Source organism: Modestobacter sp. SYSU DS0904 (assembly GCF_054051115.1).
Genome location: NZ_JBJHAQ010000058.1, coordinates 1 through 14,709, shown reverse-complemented (window position 1 = coordinate 14,709; position 14,709 = coordinate 1). Strand labels below are relative to the sequence as shown.

The 14,709-nt window shown below is 75.8% G+C and carries 10 protein-coding genes; 5 read left to right on the top strand and 5 right to left on the bottom strand.

Annotated elements, in window-relative coordinates:
• Window positions 1–131: 131 nt before the first annotated feature.
• The 4 genes from ACI79U_RS20630 to ACI79U_RS20615 all read right to left on the bottom strand — a co-directional run bounded on the left by ACI79U_RS20630 (window position 132) and on the right by ACI79U_RS20615 (window position 6,153).
• Window positions 132–2,366, bottom strand: coding sequence for a PhoX family protein (locus tag ACI79U_RS20630; RefSeq protein WP_457072129.1), 2,235 nt, complete (start codon window positions 2,364–2,366; stop codon window positions 132–134).
• 191 nt (window positions 2,367–2,557) lie between these two features.
• Complete coding sequence (locus ACI79U_RS20625) at window positions 2,558–3,613, bottom strand: LysM peptidoglycan-binding domain-containing protein (RefSeq protein ID WP_457072127.1); 1,056 nt, start codon at window positions 3,611–3,613, stop codon at window positions 2,558–2,560.
• A gap of 214 nt (window positions 3,614–3,827) precedes the next feature.
• A complete protein-coding gene (locus tag ACI79U_RS20620; protein ID WP_457072125.1) occupies window positions 3,828–5,423 on the bottom strand; it encodes an MFS transporter in 1,596 nt (531 codons plus the stop codon).
• A gap of 112 nt (window positions 5,424–5,535) precedes the next feature.
• Window positions 5,536–6,153, bottom strand: a complete 618-nt coding sequence (locus tag ACI79U_RS20615) for a hypothetical protein (RefSeq protein ID WP_457072123.1) — start codon at window positions 6,151–6,153, stop codon at window positions 5,536–5,538.
• 174 nt (window positions 6,154–6,327) lie between these two features.
• Between ACI79U_RS20615 and ACI79U_RS20610 the strand changes: the two genes are divergently transcribed.
• The 5 genes from ACI79U_RS20610 (at window position 6,328) to nirD (ending at window position 14,101) form a co-directional block, all read left to right on the top strand.
• On the top strand, window positions 6,328–7,353 hold the full coding sequence (locus ACI79U_RS20610) for a 3-oxoacyl-ACP synthase III (RefSeq protein ID WP_457072121.1): 1,026 nt from the start codon (window positions 6,328–6,330) through the stop codon (window positions 7,351–7,353).
• A complete protein-coding gene (locus ACI79U_RS20605; protein WP_457072120.1) occupies window positions 7,350–10,007 on the top strand; it encodes an alpha/beta fold hydrolase in 2,658 nt (885 codons plus the stop codon). Before ACI79U_RS20610 ends, ACI79U_RS20605 begins: the two co-directional genes overlap by 4 nt.
• Entirely contained in the window at window positions 10,004–10,963 is a 960-nt protein-coding gene (locus tag ACI79U_RS20600; protein ID WP_457072118.1) for an NAD-dependent epimerase/dehydratase family protein, read from the top strand. The genes ACI79U_RS20605 and ACI79U_RS20600 overlap by 4 nt, the downstream gene beginning before the upstream one ends.
• 154 nt (window positions 10,964–11,117) lie before the next feature.
• Window positions 11,118–13,727: a nitrite reductase large subunit NirB gene (gene nirB / locus ACI79U_RS20595; RefSeq protein ID WP_457072116.1), complete on the top strand. Its 2,610-nt coding sequence runs from the start codon at window positions 11,118–11,120 to the stop codon at window positions 13,725–13,727.
• A complete protein-coding gene (nirD, locus tag ACI79U_RS20590) occupies window positions 13,724–14,101 on the top strand; it encodes a nitrite reductase small subunit NirD (RefSeq protein WP_457072114.1) in 378 nt (125 codons plus the stop codon). The genes nirB and nirD overlap by 4 nt, the downstream gene beginning before the upstream one ends.
• A 186-nt stretch (window positions 14,102–14,287) precedes the next feature.
• On the opposite strand, the gene ACI79U_RS20585 is transcribed toward nirD, so the two are convergent.
• Window positions 14,288–14,709 (bottom strand): HNH endonuclease signature motif containing protein (locus ACI79U_RS20585; protein ID WP_457072111.1); only part of this gene is annotated, 422 nt, incomplete at its 5' end.

Below are 14,709 nucleotides of genomic sequence, written 5' to 3'. Positions count from 1 at the left end.
CCCCCCCCCCCCCCCCCCCCCCCCCCCCCCCCCCCCCCCCCCCCCCCCCCCCCCCCCCCCCCCCCCCCCCCCCCCCCCCCCCCCCCCCCCCCCCCCCCCCCCCCCCCCCCCCCCCCCCCCCGGGGCGTCGGTCAGCTGCCGACCCGGCCGCCGTCGGTGCGGTAGACCACGGCGACGCTGGGCCGGGGGAAGCCGCGCTCGGGCAGGAGGTCGGGCCAGGTGCTCGACGGGGACTCCCGGGTCGAACCGGTGGTCTCCCCCGGGTGCTGCACCGAGACGAACACCGACCGCCCGTCCGGCGGGATCTGCGGGCCGCTGCACTCCGCGCCGAACGGCACGGTCAGGAAGGCCTTCAGGTGACCGCGCTCCGGCCCCGCCGTCGGCACCGCGAACAGCCCGTCGTTCGTCCCGGCGAAGGTGCCGGCCTCGCGGTTCCGCGTGGACAGCACGTTCCCGTCGGTGGAGATCCACAGGTTCCCGGCCGGGTCGAACTCCAGGTTGTCCGGGCAGGACAGGGCGCTGACCTCGCCGGGGTCGAAGCCCGCGAAGTAGGTCCCCGGGGTCTCCGGGTCACCGGCCACGATGAACACCCGCCAGTAGAAGTCGTCCCCGGCGATCCCGTCGGTCTCCAGCCACTCCAGCACGTGCCCGTTGCGGTTGCCGGCGCGCTCCTCGTACGTGCCGTCCTCGAGGTCGAAGGCGAACGACCGGGCCACCGGGTTCGGCTCGTCGGCGACCTCCCGCCGCGAGTTGTTCGTCAGCGCCGCGTAGACCCGGCCGTTGACCGGGTTGACCTGGATGTCCTCGGGCCGGTCCATCTGGGTGGGCACCTTCGACGGGTCGACCACCACCGGGGCGGCGGGGTCGGGGAAGTCGCCGTTGGCGTCCAGCTGCTTGCCCAGCCGGTCGGCGGCCAGCCGGGTGAAGGTGAGCACCCAGGGCACCGACTTGCCCGGGATCATCGACTGCCCGTCCTTCACCAGCGGGATCCACTGGCCGGTGCCGTCGAACTCGCCGTCGGCCGGCACCGAGGCGAGGCCGTCGATCTGCTCCGGCGGCGAGTCGCCGGTGAAGCGCGCGACGTACAGGTCGCCCTCCTCCAGCAGCGTCAGGTTGTGCGCACGCGAGGCGTGGTCGTCACCGGGCTGGTAGCGCTTCTTCGACACGAACTTGTAGATGTAGTCGAACCGCTCGTCGTCGCCGGAGTAGGCGACGACGCGCCCGTCCTCGGCGATCTGCACGTTGGCCCCCTCGTGCTTGAACCGCCCCATCGCCGTGCGCTTCTTCGGGGTCGAGGTCGGGTCGTAGGGGTCGAGCTCGACCACCCAGCCGAAGCGGTGCACCTCGTTCGGCTCCTTCGCCAGGTCGAACCGCGGGTCGATCTTCTCCCAGCCGCGCACCGGGGCGTCCTCGGCGCTGACGCCGTAGCGGCCCAGCTGGAGCTCCCGCGGGTCCTCCGCGATCGGCGCCGTCGTACCGAAGTACTGGTTGAAGTTCTCCTCGCCGTGCAGGGTCGTGCCCCAGGGGGTCTCCCCACCCGCGCAGTTGTTCAGCGTCCCCAGGACGGTGCGTCCTTCCGGGTCCGCCGTGGTCCGCACGTACTCCGAGCCGGCGACCGGCCCGGTCAGCTCGATCGGGGTCATCGCCGTGATGCGGCGGTTGCGCTTGCCCCACCGGTCGGGCAGCCAGTTGCCCGAGTCGCCGTCCCGGGCCACCTCGACCACCGAGATGCCGTGCGCCATCATCGCGATGCGCTTCTGCTCGTCGGTGGTGGGTGCCGCCTCGTCGGCGACGCCGGCGAACATCAGCTGCTCGTTGGTGTACTCGTGGTTGACCACGAGCAGCGCCCGACGGTCGTCCCGGCCGAGGGGCAGCCAGCCGATGTAGTCGCAGTTGTAGCCGAACTGCTTGGCCTGGGCCTCGGGCGTCTGGGCGTCGACGTCGAAGTCCGGGGCGTCCCACACGACCGGGTCGCCCCAGCGCATGACCACCGAGTACTCGTAGCCGGCGGCGGTCACCAGCTCGTCGAGCAGGTTCTGCTCCACCGGCTCGAAGGTCAGCGACCCGTCGGCCGGTGGCTGCCAGTCACCGGCGCCGGGCATCCGCCGGTTGCCGGCCAGCGCCGGCTGCAGCGGCGAGGCCACCACCAGCAGCGCGCCGACACCGGCCCCCTTGAGCATCGCGCGGCGGCTGAACGCGGACTCGACGACGCTCTGGAACGTCGGGTTGTCCGTCTGGTTGGGCACCGCCGCGTCGCAGGCGTTGCCGCACTTGTAGTAGCAGGTCGTGTGACTGCGGCTGCCGTGCCGCACCTCGTCGAGGAAGGGCAGCAGGCGACGGCCGCGAGGCCGCTGGACATCGGTCAAGGTGGTTCTCCCCGGTCTCGTGACGGACAGGTCCGGACGCTAGGAAGCGGCCGGGGAGATCCGGGGGGACTCGGGTGGAGCCGAGGTGAACTCGGCGTGATGGGTGAACTGGGACACGCCGGAGGACTGCGTGCCTCGCGCGGTACGGAGCCACCGGACTACGCGGCGTCACGCTCGCCGGAGCGCGCGCCTCAGGTGGTCGGCAGCTGGAGCGGTTGCCCGATGGTGAGCAGGGTGCTCCCCAGGCCGTTGCGCGCCACCAGGTCGGCGACGGTCGTACCGGAGCCGCGCGCGAGGTCCCACAACGTGTCCCCGGGGACGACGGTGTGCGCCACGGTCGCGGGCGCCGGGGGCTCCGGGGCCTCCTCGGGCGCCGGGGGCGGCTCGGGCGCCGGTGCGGCGGACGAGGGGACCGCGAGCACCTGGCCCGCCATGATCACCGTGCTGGTCAGGCCGTTGCGGGCGACCAGGTCCTCGACCGTCGTCCCCCGGTCGAGCGCCAACTGCCCGAGGGTGTCCCCGGCCGCGACGGTGTGCTCGTCGGTGGGCACCGTGTCCGCGACGGGGGGCGACTCCGGCGGCGGTGCGTCCGCCGGCGGTGCGCCCGGCGGTGGGCAGGGCCCCGGCGCACCGGCCTCGGCCGCCGCCGCGTCGCAGGAGTCGTGGTGCACCCCGGCCGCCGTCCCGGTCCAGAACGAGGTCACCCCGAGCGCGCCGCTCCAGGACAGCGAGACGTGCACGTGCCCGGTGTGCGGATCGGCGCCGCCGTAGGGCTGCCAGCCACGGTCGGGCGACCAGACGCGCTCGGCCCAGATCACGTACATGACCCCCAGGCGCCGGGCCTGGTACCCGGGCGCCCCGTCCGGTCCGGCGGCGGTCAGCCAGCCCAGGAACTCCTCGGCCGCGGCCCGTTCCGCCGGCTGGTCGGCGCGGACCAGCCAGTCCCAGGCCCGGCCCTCCTTGTGCTCGCTCCGGCCCCCGGCGGCGCAGTCGCGGACGATGCCGCCGTTGACGCCCGTGCCGTAGGTGTCGAGGACGAGGCGCGCGAGGGCCACCGCGCCCGGCCGGGCGATCGGGTCGCAGACCGCCTGGCCGACGTGGCGGGCCGGTCCCTCGACCGCCTCCGGGGCCACCACGGGTGCCACCGGCTCCTGCGCCTGCGCCGGGGGGACGGCGAGACCGAGGAGGCCGGCGGCCGCCAGCACGACGGCCGGGCGCAGCAGCCCGGAGCTGCGGCGGACGGTCACGCTCGGACGGCCGGACGTGGGCGCGGCTGCGACGGGACGACGGGCACGGGGACCTCCGGGATCGGGGGACGACGTCGCCCATCCCAGGGTCGGCCCGTCGCGACGTCCACGCGGGCGGTGCGGCCGACCGGTGTGTCCCCGCGCGGCGATCACGCAGCGCAGGCACCGGCCAGCCGTGGGTGGCTCAGCCGTGCGTCGCCCGGCCGTGGGTGGCTCAGCCGTGCGTGGCATGGCCGTGGGCGTGCACCCGGCCGTACTCGTCCACCGCCTCGGGACCCTGGTCGGGGGCCTTGCCGTCGTCCCCGGGGGCCTTGCCGTCGGGCCGGCGCTCGGCGGCGGCCCGGGCCGCCTCCCGGCCCTCGTCGCGCCGGTCGTGCCGCCAGTCCAGGAAGCCGATCACCAGCGCGGCGAGCGCCCCCACGACGGCGACGCCCAGCGCCGCCGCCACGGCCCGCTGGTAGTCCTGGTCGGTGGAGCCGAGCACCAGGTAGAACAACCCGGGGAGCGCCGCGGTGCCGATCGCGCCGCCGAAACGCTGGAAGGTCTGCAGGCCACCGCCGGCCGAGCCGGCCATCCGCACCGGCACGTCGCGCAGGGTGAGGGTGACGTTCGGCGAGATGACGAAGCCGCCGCCGATGCCGGCCAGCAGCAGCGTCGGGGCGGTCGCCCAGCCGCTGACGCCGGGCGGGGCGAACAGCAGCACCGCCGCCGTCCCGGTGAGCCCGAGGGCGACGCCGCTGAGCCCGAACACCGTCAGCGCCCGGCCGTAGCGCGCCACCAGCCGGCCGGCCACCACCGCGGCGGACGCCGAGCCGATCGCGAACGGCGTGACCGCCAGGCCCGACTGCAGCGGCGTCCAGCCCAGGCCGGTCTGGAAGAACAGCGCGAACACCAGCCAGATGCCGCTGAAGCCGACGAAGTACACGGTGCCCAGCGCGACCCCGGGGGCGTAGCCGCGGGTGGCGGTGACCAGCCGCGGGTCGAAGACCGGCTCGCCACCGCCGCGCACGACGCGGCGCTCCCACAGCACGAAGAGCACCACCAGCGCCAGGCCGAGCGGGAAGAGCCACCACAACCGGGTCAGCCCGCCGGACTCCGCCTCCACCAGCGGCAGCAGCAGGGCCAGGGCACCGGCACCGAGCAGCCCCACGCCGACGACGTCGATCCGGCCGTGCCCGCGGCTGGTCGGGCGGGGCAGCAGCCGGACGGCGAGCACGAAGGCGACCACGCCGATGGGCACGTTGACGTAGAAGATCCACCGCCAGCCGCCCGGGCCGGACGCCAGCGCCAGCAGCGCCCCGCCGATCACCGGGCCGACGGCGGTGGAGATGCCGACGGTGGCACCGAAGAAGCCGAAGGCCCGGCCCCGCTCCGGGCCGCGGAACAGCTGCTGGATCAGCGCGGAGTTCTGCGGCGCCAGGCAGCCGGCGGCGACGCCCTGCAGCAACCGGGCGGTGATCAGCAGCTCGACGTCGGGCGCCGCGCCGGCCGCCGCGCTGCACACCACGAAGGCGACCAGGCCGATGAGGAACATCCGGCGCCGGCCGAACGCGTCGCCCAGCCGGCCCGCGGGCACGAGCGCCAGCCCGAAGGTCAGCGCGTAGCCGGAGACCACCCACTGCACGGTCGATGCCGTGGCGCCCAGGTCGGACTGCAGGGAGGGTAGCGCGACCGAGACGATGCTCACGTCGAGCAGGGTCATGAACCCGACGACGAGGGTCACCCACAGCGCGTGCCAGCGATTCGGGTCGGCGCCCTCCGGCGGCTCGGCCGGACGCTGCCCGGCACGGTCGACGGCTGCGTCGGTCACCTGCGCTCCTCCACTGCTGGCGTACGGGCCTGCTCGGGTGCGGACGCCGCTCCCGGCCCCGCGGGCGATCGTCCCCCCGGCCGCCGCGGTCCGCTGCCCAGGGCGACGAGCATCACGGGACGGCGATCGTCGTCGTCACCCGGACGACCGAGGGGTCCGGTGGCACCGAGCCGAAGCCGAAGGCGACCGGCGGCCGCACCGGCGCGAGCCCGCCCAGCGGGACGCCGTCCCAGGACGCCCGGACGGCGGCGACGGCGTGCAGGTCCTGCACGCCGTACCACTCGGTGCGCCCGTTGCCGGCCGAACCGGTGGTGCGCAGCCCGGTCAGCACCCGGGCCGGCAGGTCGAGCAGGCGCACCCAGCCCGGGGTGCGGGCCAGCGGCGGCGGCACCGCGCGGAGCAGCCGGCCCAGGGCGGGCCGGCGGCCGGTGCGCAGCTCCAGGTCGAGCGGCCCGGCGGACACCTCCCAGGTGGCCGGGTCCGGGCGCCGCACGGTGACGTCGACCACCCGCACCTCGTCGAAGGTGTAGGTGGCCGCGACGAACTCGGCCAGCTCGGCGCTCTGCGCCAGCAGGATCCGGTGGCCGTCGGGCCGTTCCACCATCACGTCGGAGACCGGGCCCAGCGGCGAGCGGGGCCAGTGGCCGACCACCAGGCGCGTGCCGGAGGTCGTGCCGGTGCCGAGGATCCAACCGTCGAACCGCAGCCGCTCGCCGCCTCGGGTGCCCACCGCACGCCGGTGCCCCGGCGGGTGCGGTCCACACCTGCTGTGCTCCCCGTCACCCACCGTGCTCCCCGTCGCAGGGGGCGCCAGCGAATACCGCGGGCTGACGGGGGTAGAACTGGAGCCGAACAGGGCGGAGAGACACCAGGAGTCAGCCCTCCTCAGGACTGGAGCCCGCCCATGAGCGGCAATGCCACCCACCGGTTCACCAACACGAGCGTGCTGACCGTGCAGACGGCCGACGCGACCCAGGTGGTCACCTCCGACGCGATCGACGAGCAGCTGCTGGAGACCTACCAGCGGGTCCGGCTGCGACCCGGGCTGCTGGAGCGGCTGGCCGGGATCCGCGAGCGCCGGTGGTGGGCCGACGGCGTCACCTTCGTCGACGGTGCGGCCATGGCCGGGGCCAAGGCGATCAGCGAGAGCGGCGTCGACCCGGCGGCGATCGGGCTGATGGTCAACACCTCGGTCAGCCGTCAGCACCTCGAGCCCTCCACCGCGGTCGCCGTGCACCACGCGCTCGACCTGCCCCGCTCGTGCAAGAACTTCGACATCACCAACGCCTGCCTCGGCTTCGTCAACGGCATCGAGCTGGCCGCGGCGATGATCGACTCCGGGTTCATCGAGTACGCGCTGATCGTCAACGGCGAGGACTCCCAGAAGGTGCAGGAGCGCACCATCGAGCGGCTGCAGGGCCCGGGCACCCGCTCCCGCGACGTCATGGACCAGTTCGCCACCCTGACGCTGGGCTCCGGCGCGGCGGCGATGGTGCTGGGCCGCAGCGACCGGCACCCGGAGGGCCACCGGGTGGTCGGCTCGGTGAGCCGGGCGGGCACCGAGCACCACGAGCTCTGCACCGGCGACAACGACCAGATGGACACCGACCTCAAGGGCCTGCTGGACGCCGGGATCGCGCTCTCGGCCGACATGTGGGACGAGGCGGCCGGGGAGTTCGACTGGCAGCAGGGCATGGACCGCTACGTCATGCACCAGGTCTCCAAGGTGCACACCGCGGCGATGTGCGAGCGCTTCGGCGTCGACCCCGCCCGGGTGCCGCAGACCTTCCCGACCCGGGGCAACCTCGGCCCGGCGTCGGTGCCGTTCACCCTGGCCACGGACGCCGACTCGCTGGTCGACGGCGACCGGGTGCTGCTGATGGGGATCGGCTCGGGCCTGAACGCCTCCTGCCTCGAGATCGCCTGGTGACCCCACCGCTGGAACAGGCGCCCCCCTCCGCCGCGACCGACCTGCCGCCGGCCCTGCCCGGGCTCGACCCGGCCTGGTCCCGGCGGGTCACCGTCGCCGACGCCACCGGCGTGAAGCACGAGTGGCACGTGCTGGACAACGGCGTCCGGGAGCCGGTGGGCACGCTGCTGTGCGTCCACGGCAACCCGACCTGGTCCTACCTGTGGCGGCGGCTGCTGGCCGCCGCCCCGCCCGGCTGGCGCGTCGTCGCCCCCGACCACCTGGGCATGGGGTTCTCCGCGCGGCTCACCGCCCCCCGCTCGCTCGCGCAGCGGGTCGCCGACCTCGGTGACCTCACCACCGCGCTGGGCGTGAGCGGCCCGGTGGTCACCGTCGGCCACGACTGGGGCGGCATCCTCTCCCTGGGCTGGGCGCTGGCCCACCGCGACCAGCTGCGCGGCGTGGTGCTGACCAACACCGCGGTGGCCATGCCCGAGGGCGACACCGGGCCGGCGCTGATCCGGGCGGCCCACCTGCCCGGGGTGCGCGGCGCGGTCACCGTCGGCACGCCGCTGTTCGTCCGCGCGACGACGGCGCTGTCCTGGCCGCCGCTGCCGGCGGCGGTGCGGAACGCCTTCGCCGCGCCGTACCGGGGTGCGGGCCGCCGGGGCTCGGTCGGTGACTTCGTCGCCGACATCCCGTTCGCCGCCGGCCACCCGTCGCGCCCGGACCAGGAGGCGATCGCCGAGGGCATCCGCGAGCTCGACGTGCCCGCGCTGCTGATGTGGGGCCCGCGCGACCCGGTGTTCGGCGAGCGGTACCTGACCGACCTGCGCTCCCGGCTGCCGCACGCGGAGGTGCACCGGTTCGAGGGCGCCTCCCACCTGCTCCCCGAGGACGCGCCCCGGTACGCCGCGGCGGTCGCCCAGTTCGTCGCCGACCTCGACGCGCCGCCCTCCCCCGCGCCGGCCCGGCCGGCTGTCACGGCCGACCGGCGGCCGTGGTCGGCGCTGACCGAGCGGGCCGGCGACGACAGCCCCGCCGTCGTCACGGTCGGTGGCAGCACGGTCGGGGGCGGCAGCGCCGACGACGGCGGCTGGGTCACCGGCGGCATGGTCAGCTGGGCCGGTCTGCACCGCCGGGTGGAGGAGCTCGCCGCCGGGCTCCGCGCCGCGGGACTGCGGCCGGGCCAGCGGGTCGCGCTGCTGGTGGAGCCCTCCGCCGACCTCACCGCGTCGGTCTACGCGGTCTGGCGGGCCGGCGGCGCGATCGTCGTCGTCGACCGGGGCCTGGGCCTGCCCGGGATGCGGCGGGCGCTGCGCGGCGCGTCGGTCGATGCGGTCATCGGCAGCGCGCAGGGGCTGGCCGCGGCGCGCGCCATGGGCCTGCCCGGGCTGCGGTTCCTCGCCGGCCGGCTGCCTGCCGCCGCCCGCCGCGCGCTCGGGGTCGCGCACGATCTCGCCGAGCTCGAGCAGCTCGGCCGCGCCGCCGGGCCGGTCGCCGACGAGTCCTCGCCCGACGACGACCGGGCGGTGCTGTTCACCTCCGGCGCCACCGGACCGGCGAAGGGCGTGGTCTACACCCAGTCCCAGGTCGTCGCGCAGATCGCGCTGGTGCGGGAGGCCTACGGGCTGACCGCGGACGACCGGTTCGTCGCCGCCTTCGCGCCGTTCGCCATCCTCAGCCCGGCGCTGGGCATCGGCTCGGCGGTGCCCGACATCGACGTCACCGCGCCGGGCACGCTCACCGCGCCCGCCCTCGCCGACGCCGTCGCCGCCGTCCACGCCACCGTGCTGTTCGCCGCGCCGGCGGCGCTGCGCCGGGTGGTGGCCACCGCGGATCAGCTCACCGACGCCCAGCGGGGCGCGCTGGGCGGGGTGCGGCTGGTGATGTCGGCCGGTGCACCGGTGCCGGCGTCGCTGCTGCGCGCGCTGCGGACGGTGCTGCCGGCCGCGGAGGCGCACACCCCGTACGGGATGACCGAGGCGCTGCCGGTCACCGACATCTCGCTGGCCGAGATCGAGGCCGCCGAGCAGGAGGTGGGCGGCACGCCGGACGGCGTCTGCGTCGGCCGCCCGCTGCCCGGAGTGGAGGTGCGCGTCAGCCCGCTGGACGACACCGGGGCCGCGGTCGGGCAGCTGAGCACCGCGCCCGGCGTCACCGGCGAGATCTGCGTGCGGGGCGCGCACGTCAAGGACCGCTACGACGCGCTGTGGATCACCGAGCGGCTGTCCTCCCGCGACGCCGGCTGGCACCGCACCGGCGACGTCGGGCACCTGGACGCCGACGGCCGGTTGTGGGTGGAGGGCCGGCTGCCGCACGTGGTCACCACGCCCGCCGGCCCGGTCACCCCGGTCGGCGTCGAGCAGCGGGTGGAGCAGCTGCCCGCGGTCGCCGCGGCCGCCGCCGTCGGGGTCGGCCCGGCCGGCACCCAGGCCCTGGTGGTCGTCGTGGTGCCCGCCGAGGGCGGCAGCGGACGGCGGCCAGCGCTGCGGCTGGCGGCGGACGAGCTGGCCGACGCCGTCCGGGCGCGGGCCGGGGTGCCGGTCGCCGCGGTGCTGGCCGCCGGCCGGCTCCCGGTCGACATCCGGCACCAGTCCAAGATCGACCGGGCCGCCGTCGCCCGGCAGGCCGCCCGGCTGCTCGCCGGCTCGCGCACCGGGCTGCGCCGGTGAGGGTGCTGGTCACCGGCGCCAGCGGGATGCTCGGCCGGGCCACCGCCACCGCGCTGGCCGCGCGCGGCGACGACGTGACCGTGCTGCAGCGGCGCCCCGCGGGGCTGCCGTGCGCGGAGGTGCTCGCCGACGTCGCCGACCGAGCGGCGGTGGCCCGCGCGGTCGCCGGGCACGACGCGGTGGTGCACCTGGCCGCGAAGGTCGACGTCGTCGGGCCCTGGGCCGAGTACCAGCGGGCCAACGTCGAGGGCACCCGCTCGGTGGTCGACGCCTGCCGCGCCGGCGGGGTGGCGCGGCTGGTGCACGTGTCCTCGCCGTCGGTGGCGCACGCCGGTGCGGCGCTGGCCGGTGCGGGTGCTGGGCCGGCCGACCCCGCGCGGGCCCGTGGCGCCTACGCCCGCTCCAAGGCGCTGGCCGAGCGGGAGGCGCTGGCGGCCGACTCCGCCGCGCTGGCGGTGCTCGTCGTCCGCCCGCACCTGGTGTGGGGCCCGGGCGACCCGCAGCTGGTCGAACGGATCGTCGCCCGGGCCCGCGCCGGCCGGCTGCCGGTGATCGGTACGGGTGCGGGGCTGATCGACACCACCTACGTGGACAACGCGGCCGAGGCGCTGGTCGCCGCGGTCGACGCCTGCGGGCCGGTGCACGGGGAGGCGCTGGTGGTCTCCAACGGCGAGCCCCGGCCGGTCGCCGAGGTGCTCCACCGGTTGTGCCGGGCAGCCGGCGTGCCCGGCCCGTCCCGGCGCGTGCCGTTCCCGCTGGCCTGGGCCGCCGGTGCCGCCGTCGAGGGCGTCTGGCGGGCGACCGGCCGCCGCGACACTCCCCCGCTGACCCGTTTCCTCGCCGAGCAGCTGGCCACTGCGCACTGGTTCGACCAGCGGCGCACCCGCGCGGCGCTGGGCTGGCGGCCCCGGGTGTCGCTGGAGCAGGGCTTCGCCCGCCTCGCCGCGGCGACCTGACCGCACCTCACACCTCCCTCCGGGCGGCTGTGCAGCCGAGCTAGCCGACGCGTAACGCCGGCGGCGGCTCCGGGAAACACGCCGTCCATACCTTCGCGGAGCACCACGAGGCGCCTCCCTGGCGCCCACACCGCCGCGAAGGAGCACCCGACCCATGCCGATCGCACCCCCCAGGCAGCTGGTCGTCGTCGGCGGGGGCATGGTCGCCCACCGGCTGGTGGAGGCGCTGGTCGACCGGGGCGGCGTCGCCGACGGCGGCTGGCAGGTGACCGTGCTCGCCGAGGAGCCCCGCGCTCCCTACGACCGGGTGGCGCTGACCTCCTACTTCTCCGGCCGCGACCCCGAGGACCTCTCGCTGGGCCAGCCCGAGCTGTGGGAGACCCCCGGGGTCACTCTGCGCCGCGGTGAGCAGGTCACCGCCGTCGACCGCGCCGCGCAGCGGGTCACCACGGCCGCGGGCCGGGAGTTCCGCTACGACGCGCTGGTGCTGGCCACCGGCTCCTCGGCGTTCGTGCCGCCGGTGGAGGGGCGCGACCTCGCCGGTTGCTTCGTCTACCGCACCATCGACGACGTCGCCGCGCTGCGGCAGTACGTGACCGACCGCCAGCGGGACCTGCCCCGGCCGGTCACCGGCGTCGTCGTCGGTGGTGGGCTGCTCGGGCTGGAGGCCGCCGGCGCGCTCACCGCGCTCGGCGTGGACGCCTCGGTGGTCGAGTTCGCGCCCCGGCTGATGCCGTTGCAGGTCGACGACGGCGGTGGCGAGGCGCTCGCCCGGCTGGTGGGCGCGCTCGGCGTGCGGGTGCACGCCGGCACGGCGACGGCGAAGCTCACCGCGGGGAAGGACGGCCGGGTGGGCCGGATGCACGCCGCGGAGGGCTCGGCCACGGGGCTCGGGCAGCTGGACGTCGACGTGGTGGTGTTCGCCGCCGGCGTCCGCCCCCGCGACGAGCTGGCCCGCGCCGCCGGCCTGCCGGTCGGCCCGCGCGGCGGGGTGCTGGTCGACGCGAGCTGCCGCAGCGAGGACCCGACGGTGTTCGCGATCGGCGAGGTCGCGGCCGTCGACGGGCGCACCTACGGCCTGGTGGCGCCGGGGTACACGATGGCCGAGGTTGTCGCCGACCGGCTGCTCGGTGGCGCGGCGGAGTTCCCGGGCGCCGACCTGTCGACCAAGCTGAAGCTGCTCGGGGTCGACGTCGCCAGCTTCGGCGACGCCTTCGGCACCACCCCGGGCGCGCTGTCGGTGGTCTACGGCGACCCGGTCGCCGGGGTCTACAAGAAGCTGGTCCTGTCCGACGACGCCCGCACGCTGCTGGGCGGCATCCTGGTCGGCGACGCCGGTGCCTACGCCGGGCTGCGGCCGCTGGTCGGCCGGGAGCTCGGCGGTGACCCGGCTGCGTGGTTGCTGCCCGAGGGCGCGGAGGGCGGGCCGGCCTCGGCCGAGCTGCCCGACGACGCTGCGGTGTGTTCCTGCAACAACGTGTCCGCGGGCACGATCCGGGATGCGGTTCGGTGCGGTGACTGCACCGACCTGGGCGCGGTCAAGGCGTGCACGAAGGCGGGCACCAGCTGCGGCTCCTGCCTGCCGCTGGTGAAGCGGCTGGTCACCAGCGAGCTGGAGGCCGCCGGGGTCAGCGTCAGCCGGGCGCTGTGCGAGCACTTCGACGTCAGCCGCGCGCAGCTGTTCGACGTCGTGCGGGTCACCGGCATCACCAGCTTCAGCGAGCTGGTCGCCCGGCACGGCCGCGGCCGCGGGTGCGACATCTGCAAGCCGGTGGTCGCCTCGATCCTGGCCAGCCTCGACTCCGGCCACGTGCTGGAGGGCGAGCGGGCCACGCTGCAGGACACCAACGACCACGTGATGGCCAACATCCAGAAGGACGGCACCTACTCGGTGGTGCCGCGGATCCCGGGCGGTGAGGTGACCCCCGAGGGGCTGATCGCGATCGGTGAGGTGGCCCGCGACTTCGGGCTCTACACCAAGATCACCGGTGGGCAGCGGATCGACCTGTTCGGCGCCCGGATGGAGCTGCTGCCGGCCATCTGGGAGCGGCTGGTGGCCGCCGGGTTCGAGTCCGGGCACGCCTACGGCAAGTCGCTGCGCACGGTGAAGTCCTGCGTCGGCTCGACCTGGTGCCGGTACGGCGTGCAGGACTCCGTCGCGCTCGCGGTGGCGCTGGAGCTGCGGTACCGCGGCCTGCGCTCGCCGCACAAGATCAAGCTGGGCGTCTCCGGGTGCGCGCGGGAGTGCGCCGAGGCGCGCGGCAAGGACGTCGGGGTGATCGCCACCGACAAGGGGTGGAACGTCTACGTCGGCGGCAACGGCGGGTTCACCCCGCGGCACGCGCAGCTGCTGGCCGAGGACCTGGACACCGAGACGCTGGTGCGCACCATCGACCGGTTCCTCGTCTACTACGTGCGCACCGCCGACCGGCTGCAGCGCACCGCGCCGTGGCTGGAGGAGATCGAGGGCGGGCTGGACCACGTGCGCGCCGTCGTGCTGGAGGACTCGCTGGGCATCGCCGCCGACCTGGACGCGGCGATGGCCGCCCACGTCGAGGGCTACACCGACGAGTGGCGGGCGACGCTGGAGGACCCGGAGAAGCTGCGCCGGTTCGCCGCCTTCGTCAACGCGCCCGACTCCCCCGACCCGTCACTGGCCTACGTGGTCGAGCGCGGCCAGCCACGCCCGGCCACCGATGCCGACAACGACCGCCCCGGTGCCGTGCTGGTGGCCGGGCCCCGCCTGGAGGTGCTCCCCCGATGACCGCGAGCCTCGAGCGACCGGCCGCGCCCACCGACGCGTCAGCGACCGCGACCGGCTGGACGGCGATCTGCGCGTTCGACGACCTGCTGCCCGAGCGCGGCGTGGCCGCGCTGGTGGACGGTGTCCAGGTGGCCGTGTTCCTGCTCTTCGACGGCAGCCTGCACGCGGTGGGCCACCGGGACCCGTTCAGCGGTGCGCACGTGCTGGCCCGGGGCATCGTCGGCACCCGCGGCGAGGCACCCACCGTGGCGTCGCCGATGTACAAGCAGGTGTTCGACCTGCGCACCGGCCAGTGCCTGGACGACCCCGCGGTGTCCATCCCGGCCTACCCGGTGCGGGTGCGGGAGGGCCGGGTCGAGGTCGCCGTCGGCTGAGCCACCAGCTCGCTCGGTCGACTCCCCACCCGGGCCGTCACTTCCCGCGTCCCTGGTGTCGACGAGGGGATGTGTCGACGAGGGGATGTGTCGACAAGCCGCCGTGCCCGCTCGTCGACGCATCAACATGCGGACATGGCGACGTTCCCCTGTGTCGACTCAGTAGCGCGGCACTCAGAACGGCACTCAGAACGGCGGTGGGTCGTCGGCGGGGTCGTCGGGTGGTGGTTCGGGGCCGCTGGCCGGTTCGGGTCTGCCGGGTGGTTCGGGTGGTGGTCGCAGTCCGGGTGGTCGGGTGGTGCGGGTGACCCCAGATGGCGTGGTGACCCGCAGGGTTCCGTCGGGATCCATCTCGAACCGCCAGCCGGGGGCGTGGGTCTTCAGGCGGTGGTGGGAGCGGCACAGGCAGCAGAGGTTGGCACAGTCGGTCTCGCCGCCGCAGGCGTGTGGGATGACGTGGTCGAGGTCGGCCCAGCCCACGCGTTGACCGCAGTTCGGGAAGCGGCAGCGCCGATCCCTGGTTGCGACGAAGGCACGTTGTCGCGCGGTGGGCTCGTAGCGTTCGGTCGCCGGTGGCGGGCCCAGCACCGCGCAGCCGCAGTCGCCGC

Bases quoted from the DNA above. Each gene is read 5' to 3' on its own strand.
- ACI79U_RS20610 (WP_457072121.1), top strand. From the start codon at position 6,328: ATGAGCGGCAATGCCACCCACCGGTTCACCAACACGAGCGTGCTGACC.
- nirB (WP_457072116.1), top strand. From the start codon at position 11,118: ATGCCGATCGCACCCCCCAGGCAGCTGGTCGTCGTCGGCGGGGGCATG.
- nirD (WP_457072114.1), top strand. From the start codon at position 13,724: ATGACCGCGAGCCTCGAGCGACCGGCCGCGCCCACCGACGCGTCAGCG.